We start from the raw sequence: 6,481 nt of genomic DNA, 5'->3' as shown, positions 1-6,481 counted from the left end.
TAATTCAGGATTTTAAATAAAACAATATTCTGCTCCTGAAAAATAATTACTTTGAAGCCGTTGCTTACTGCACTATATTGCCGTATTTTTTGAAAATGGAATTTATAAAAAACATCATAGGTGAAGAGCTGAATACTTTTGAAAAAAAGTTTGCTGAATCTGTCAAAAGTCAAACACCGTTGCTTGACAGGATTATGAAATACATCATTAAGCGCAAGGGTAAACAATTGCGCCCCATGTTTGTGTTTTTAAGTGCCAAATTACACGGGCCAATAAATGAAAGCACTTATCGTGCAGCCGCATTGGTTGAATTATTACACACTGCAACATTAGTGCATGATGATGTGGTGGACGAATCATTGGAGAGGCGGGGCTTTTTTTCTGTGAATGCCATCTGGAAAAATAAAATTGCGGTATTAGTAGGCGATTATCTTCTATCAAAAGGGTTGCTTTTATCAACGGATAACAAAGATTTTGAACACCTGCAAATTTTATCGCAAGCAGTAAAACAAATGAGTGAAGGTGAATTACTGCAAATAGAAAAATCGCGTAATCTTAATTTGAATGAAGATATTTATTTTGAAATTATCCGGAATAAAACTGCTTCTTTACTTTCTTCCGCCTGTGCTGTTGGAGCCTGGAGTACCAGTAAAGATGAAGCTATCAGTAATAAAATGAAACTTTTTGGTGAAAAAATTGGTATTGCTTTTCAAATAAAAGATGATCTATTTGATTATGGAAATGAAGATATCGGAAAGCCAACCGGTAATGACATTAAAGAAAAAAAATTAACCCTTCCCCTCATCTATACTCTAAATAAAATCAGCTCCGAAAAAAAGCGGGAACTTATTTATATCATTAAAAATGAAAATAAAAATACTGAGAAAGTACGGTATGTAATAGATGCCGTTGTGGCTTCGGGCGGCATTGAATACGCTGTAGAAAAAATGAATAATTACAGGGACGAAGCACTGGAAGTATTACACGAATTTGAGGACAATGAAGTTAGAAAAGCACTCGAAGAATTGGTACGCTTCACTACGGATAGAAAATATTAATCTCCTCAATTTATACCAGCCTGTAAAAGTTTTTTATTAAATATGCAGAAAAGATGGAACATACTGAAGGTTAACAAAAGTGCTACTGCTGCATTGCAGGAATCGCTAAAGGTAAACGCCAGTTTGTGCAGCATATTGGTTAACCGCGGTGTTGATAGTTTTGAAAAAGCCAAGGACTACTTTCGCCCCTCCCTTACAGAACTGCATGATCCGTATTTAATGAAGGATATGCAAAAAGCGGTAAAAAGAATTACATCCGCCATTGAAGCAAACGAAAAGATTTTGGTATTTGGAGATTATGATGTGGATGGTACTACTTCTGTTGCTTCTATGTACCAGTTTATTTGCAAAATTTATGATGGCAGCTTTGTAGAATTTTATATTCCACACCGCTACAGAGAAGGCTATGGTATTAGTAAAGCAGGCATTGACTATGCAGCCGAAAATAATTTTGCGTTGATCATTTCTTTGGATTGCGGGATTAAATCTATTGATTTAATTGCCTATGCAAAAACACTTGGCATTGATTTTATTGTTTGCGATCATCATTTACCGGATGATGTTTTACCAGATGCCGTTGCTATTTTAAATGCCAAACAAAAAGATTGCCATTACCCTTACAAAGAATTGTGTGGCTGCGGCGTTGGCTTTAAATTAATGACGGCGCTGGCTCAATATTATGGCATTGATGAAGCTCACTACTTTTGTTATCTCGACCTGGTAGCAACAGCGATTGCAGCCGATATTGTTCCCATGACAGGGGAGAACAGAATATTGGCTTACTTTGGCCTCCAGCAAATAAACACCAATCCCTGCGCAGGTATTAAAGCCCTGATACAATTGGGTGGCATTCAAAAAAAATTATCCATTACCAATGTTGTTTTTGTAATTGCACCCAGGATTAATGCAGCCGGACGAATGGATGATGCAAAAAAAGCGGTTCAGTTATTTATTGAAAAAAATACAGACAGGGCACTGGAATTAGCTAAATTACTGCACAGCGATAACAACGAACGCAAAGAGACTGACAGTACCATTACAGCTGAAGCGCTAGCATTAATTGACAATAATATTGAACTGATTAACCGAAAATCAACGGTTGTTTACCAGGAGCATTGGCATAAGGGTGTGATAGGAATTGTTGCCAGCAGATTAACCGAAAAATATTACAGGCCAACCATAGTATTAACCCGTAACGGGGACATAGTTGCGGGCAGCGCAAGAAGTGTGGTTGGTTATAATTTGTATGAAGCCGTACATGCCTGCAGGGAACATTTATTGGGCTACGGCGGCCATTTTGCTGCCGCAGGCCTTTCCATGTTACCAGAAAATGTAACAGCCTTTGCAGATAAATTTGAAGCAGTGGTTGCTGCTTCCATTGAAGCACATTTACTAGTACCTGAAATTGTAATTGATGCGGATATTTCTTTTAATGAAATCAATGATTCTTTATACAATATCATCTGCCAGATGGAACCATTTGGCCCTGAAAATATGCGACCGGTTTTTGTGGCAAAAAATGTGATGGATACAGGGAATTCAAAAATTGTGAAAGAACTGCATGTACGTTTTGTTATTAAGCAACATGATAAAACCTTTACCGGCATCGGTTTTAACCTCGCTGATAAATTTTCAGTACTTGAAACAAAAAAACCTTTTGACCTTGTTTTTACTTTGGATGAAAATGAGTGGAATGGCGAAACCAATCTGCAACTTAAAATAATTGATCTAAAATTATCCAGCTCATAAAATATCTACTTCTATTAAAAAATCTTTGAAAATATTTACTTACCTGCACTACTTTTTTTACGTTGGTTTTAACTGGAACTTTCGCATTGCCATTACTATCATAAACCAGGAAATAAAAGGCGAAAAAAAATATACCATCGATACAACCGGAGCAGATGAATTGAAAAAACTTTATAAACAAGGCATTGATATTTCGCACGCCACCATGTACATGCCCATCAGTTATTTATTGCTCGAAGAAATATTCAGGCAGTTATCATTTGCAACAAAAAAACATTTTTTGGATATTGGCTGTGGAAAGGGAAGAGCAATGTGTGTTGCTGCTTATAATGGATATAAAAACATTACGGGCATAGATTTCTCCAAACAATTTTGTGAAGATGCCACGAATAATCTGAAACATACTCAAAGGAAATTTCCTGCAATAAACTACCATGTAACTACAGTGGATGCAATGAATTATGAAATACCAGCAACAGTTGATTGTATATTTTTATTCAATCCCTTTGATGTGGTTATCATGAGTGCGGTAGTGTATAATATTTTGGAAAGCGCAAGAATGTACCCCCGCGAAATTATAGTTGCTTATGCCAACCCGCTGTACGAAGAATTATTTCTGGAAGAAGGTTTCACAGAAATTTTTCATACCAAAGAAATGAAATACCTGGAAGCCGCTATACTAAAACTTCCGGCATTACTATAACGCCGGAAGTTTTTATTTACGATCACTGTAGCTGATTTTCTTTATTTAGCTCCCATTAAATCTACACTTCTATTAATGAAATTGGTAAGGGTATTTCCCTTTAATAATCCTTGTGACAATAATGCAAGATCTGCTAAATTATGTACTTGTTTTTCCTGCTTATCTTTTTCTGTTTCAGCCAAAATATTTTTAAATAAGGGATGATTGCCATTTACCGTTAAGGTAACTTCATCAGGCATGCTGGCATAAAAGGCGCCCATACCACCCTGCATAGAAGCCATGTCTTTCATACGGCGCATAAACTCGGGCCTGGTAGCTACTACCGGTGGAGCATCAACGCTTAATCCTTTCACTTCAACTGTTACATTTAATTCAGGAATTTTTACACCAAACAACTCCTTCAATTTTGCTTCATCGTCTTTGCTTAATACGCTTTCGCCACCTTCCTGTTTATCAATTAAATTGTCTGTGATATCACTATCAACCCGTACAAACTGAACATTCTCCCATTTCATTTCCATCTGGTTAACAAAACCATTGTCAATGATTGTTTCAAGCTTTACAACCTTGTAACCCTTTGCCACAGCCTGTTGTATAAATGCATCCTGTTGTACCGGATCAGTGGTGTACAAAATAACCTGTTTGCCATCTTTGTTTTTTTGCAAAGTTTCAGTCGCTATTTTATATTCATCTAAAGTAAAAAATTTGCCCTCGGTATCCTGTAATATTAAAAATTTATTTGCCTTCTCTACAAACTTATCATCGGTCATCATACCATACTTTACAAATAAGCCAAGGCTTTCCCATTTTTCTTCAAAAGCGGTACGATCGGTTTTAAATATTTCTTCTAATTTATCAGCAACTTTTTTAGTGATATGTGCATTTATTTTTCGCACATTTGGATCACCCTGTAAATAACTTCTGCTAACATTCAATGGAATATCCGGAGAATCTAACACACCCTGCAGCAACATCAAAAATTCCGGAACAATTTCTTTAACCTCATCTGTTACAAAAACCTGGTTACTATACAATTGAATTTTATCCTTTTGTATTTCGTAAGATTGCTTGATTTTTGGAAAATATAAAATACCGGTAAGGTTAAAAGGATAGTCTACATTTAAATGAATCCAGAATAAAGGAGCTTCATTAAATGGATATAATTCTTTATAAAAATTCTGGTAGTCTTCGGTTGTAAGTTCCGAAGGTTTTTTTGTCCAGGCCGGCGTTGGATTGTTGATCTGTTTATCTTCAAAGAAAATGGGCACCGGTAAAAACCGGCAGAATTTCTCCAGTACTGTTTGAATTCTATGTGGTTCTAAAAATTCCTGGCTTTCTTCATTCAGGTACATTACGATATCTGTTCCCCTGGTTTCTTTCTCCGTATCTTCTAACGTAAATTCAGGACTGCCGTCGCATTCCCACCTTACGGCAACTGCATCTTCTTTAAATGACCTGGTAATTACTTCCACTTTTTCACTCACCATAAAAGAAGAGTAAAATCCTAACCCGAAATGCCCAATAATATTATTTTCATTCTGACCTTTGTATTTATCCAGAAATTCTTCCGCACCACTAAAAGCTACCTGGTTAAGATACTTATCAACTTCTTCACCAGTCATCCCTATTCCTCTATCAGAAATAGTGACTGTTTTTTTTTCTGCGTCAATTTTTATTTCAATTTTCAGTTCACCCAACTCTCCTTTTGCTTCGCCGATAGAGGAAAGCGTTTTCATTTTTTGAGTGGCATCCACCGCGTTACTTACCAGCTCCCTTATAAAAATATCATGTTCACTGTATAAAAACTTTTTAATGATCGGGAAAATGTTTTCTGTTTGTACCCGTATATTTCCTTTTTGCATGGCTGAAGATTTTTGAACTACTTGTCAAAGAAAATACCAAACATTAGAAAGTGACAAGATGACAAGGAAAAAACTCATTTACGCTGGCTTACCGGTCAATCATCTTTTTTAATATTGGCAGCACCACTTGTTTTTTGAGAAACACCCGCTGCGCCTGTATAATAAATAGTGGCTGCGCCATCTGCGTCAGCATCTAATTGTACGCTGGCATAAACATGAGCGGAAGCTGCTCCCGAGGCATGTACAGTAGTTTTTTCGCTCATTAAATCACTGGTTTTAATTGTGCCGCTGCCCGAGGCTTCTGCATGATACACTCTTGTTCTTCCACTTACCTTTATGTTAGCCGCACCGCTGGCTTCGATAGCTATTTCAGGAGCATCTACTTCCCCGTTAATACCCGCTGCACCGGAAGCTTCCAGTGTTATCTTATTACTACTTTTTAAAATATTTTTTATGTCTATACTGGCTGCCCCTGAACTGTTGATCTTTGTGATATCTGGTGCAATAATATATACTTTAAAATGACCGTTATTAAAATTAACACCATCCCTGGTGCGGATGTTTAAGGTATGGCCGGATACAGTTGTTTCAATATTTTTTATAACATTGTCATCCGCTTCTACCCTTACTTCTGTTGAAGATCCATTTTTTATTTCCACCTCAAAGGCGCCACCTGCAGAAATACCGGTAAAATCAGCGGTGGTTCTATTTTCGGTAACGATATTACCACTTCCCTGTACCTGGCGGCAGGCGCTCATTATCAAAACTGTAAAAGCAAATAATGCTACTTGTTTCATACGTTTATTTTTTTACAAAGATTTAAAAAAAAAGTGTGGTTTGCAAACCTTCTGTAGCATAATTGTTACCCTTTATACCTGATTGCAAAATGATTGAACCTTAAAAAACGGTAATTGATGCCTGATTATTAATTCATAAAAAATTGTTATCCCAGCTTATCAATGGGTTGATAGTTTTATATTTGCCCACTTATAACCCACTTCTATATGAACTTTAAACGTGTTAATAACATTTCAGGATGGATAATCTGTATCATTGCCTGCACTGTTTATATTATGACCATGGAAGCTACCGGCAGTTTTTGGGACTGT

At 36.6% G+C, this 6,481-nt stretch carries 5 protein-coding genes; 3 read left to right on the top strand and 2 right to left on the bottom strand.

All coding sequences use genetic code 11. The features are described 5' to 3' along the window. The first annotated feature begins 95 nt into the window (after nt 1-95). From H7254_RS15840 to H7254_RS15830, 3 genes are read left to right on the top strand one after another with little or no spacing between them, the layout of a single operon-like run. Nucleotides 96-1,058: a polyprenyl synthetase family protein gene (locus H7254_RS15840; RefSeq protein WP_301933890.1), complete on the top strand. Its 963-nt coding sequence runs from the start codon at nt 96-98 to the stop codon at nt 1,056-1,058. A gap of 42 nt (nt 1,059-1,100) precedes the next feature. Next, on the top strand, nt 1,101-2,807 hold the full coding sequence (gene recJ / locus H7254_RS15835) for a single-stranded-DNA-specific exonuclease RecJ (protein WP_301933888.1): 1,707 nt from the start codon (nt 1,101-1,103) through the stop codon (nt 2,805-2,807). Between the two features lie 25 nt (nt 2,808-2,832). Then, nucleotides 2,833-3,510: a class I SAM-dependent methyltransferase gene (locus tag H7254_RS15830; protein ID WP_301933887.1), complete on the top strand. Its 678-nt coding sequence runs from the start codon at nt 2,833-2,835 to the stop codon at nt 3,508-3,510. Nucleotides 3,511-3,551: 41 nt separating this feature from the next. Here H7254_RS15830 and htpG read toward each other — a convergent pair whose 3' ends face one another. Both htpG and H7254_RS15820 read right to left on the bottom strand, forming a co-directional pair. Continuing rightward, nucleotides 3,552-5,372: a molecular chaperone HtpG gene (htpG, locus tag H7254_RS15825; RefSeq protein WP_301933886.1), complete on the bottom strand. Its 1,821-nt coding sequence runs from the start codon at nt 5,370-5,372 to the stop codon at nt 3,552-3,554. A gap of 95 nt (nt 5,373-5,467) precedes the next feature. Continuing rightward, nucleotides 5,468-6,169: a head GIN domain-containing protein gene (locus H7254_RS15820; RefSeq protein WP_301933885.1), complete on the bottom strand. Its 702-nt coding sequence runs from the start codon at nt 6,167-6,169 to the stop codon at nt 5,468-5,470. Nucleotides 6,170-6,481: the final 312 nt, after the last annotated feature.

Source organism: Ferruginibacter sp., from assembly GCF_014377975.1.
Lineage (GTDB): Bacteria > Bacteroidota > Bacteroidia > Chitinophagales > Chitinophagaceae > Ferruginibacter.
The sequence above is the reverse complement of the archived record's forward strand: the minus strand, read 5'-3'. Positions and strand labels throughout refer to the sequence as shown.

Excerpts from the sequence above, each read along its gene's own strand:
- H7254_RS15840 (WP_301933890.1), top strand. The coding sequence starts at position 96 with ATGGAATTTATAAAAAACATCATAGGTGAAGAGCTGAATACTTTTGAA.
- recJ (WP_301933888.1), top strand. The coding sequence starts at position 1,101 with ATGCAGAAAAGATGGAACATACTGAAGGTTAACAAAAGTGCTACTGCT.
- htpG (WP_301933886.1), bottom strand. The coding sequence starts at position 5,372 with ATGCAAAAAGGAAATATACGGGTACAAACAGAAAACATTTTCCCGATC.
- H7254_RS15820 (WP_301933885.1), bottom strand. The coding sequence starts at position 6,169 with ATGAAACAAGTAGCATTATTTGCTTTTACAGTTTTGATAATGAGCGCC.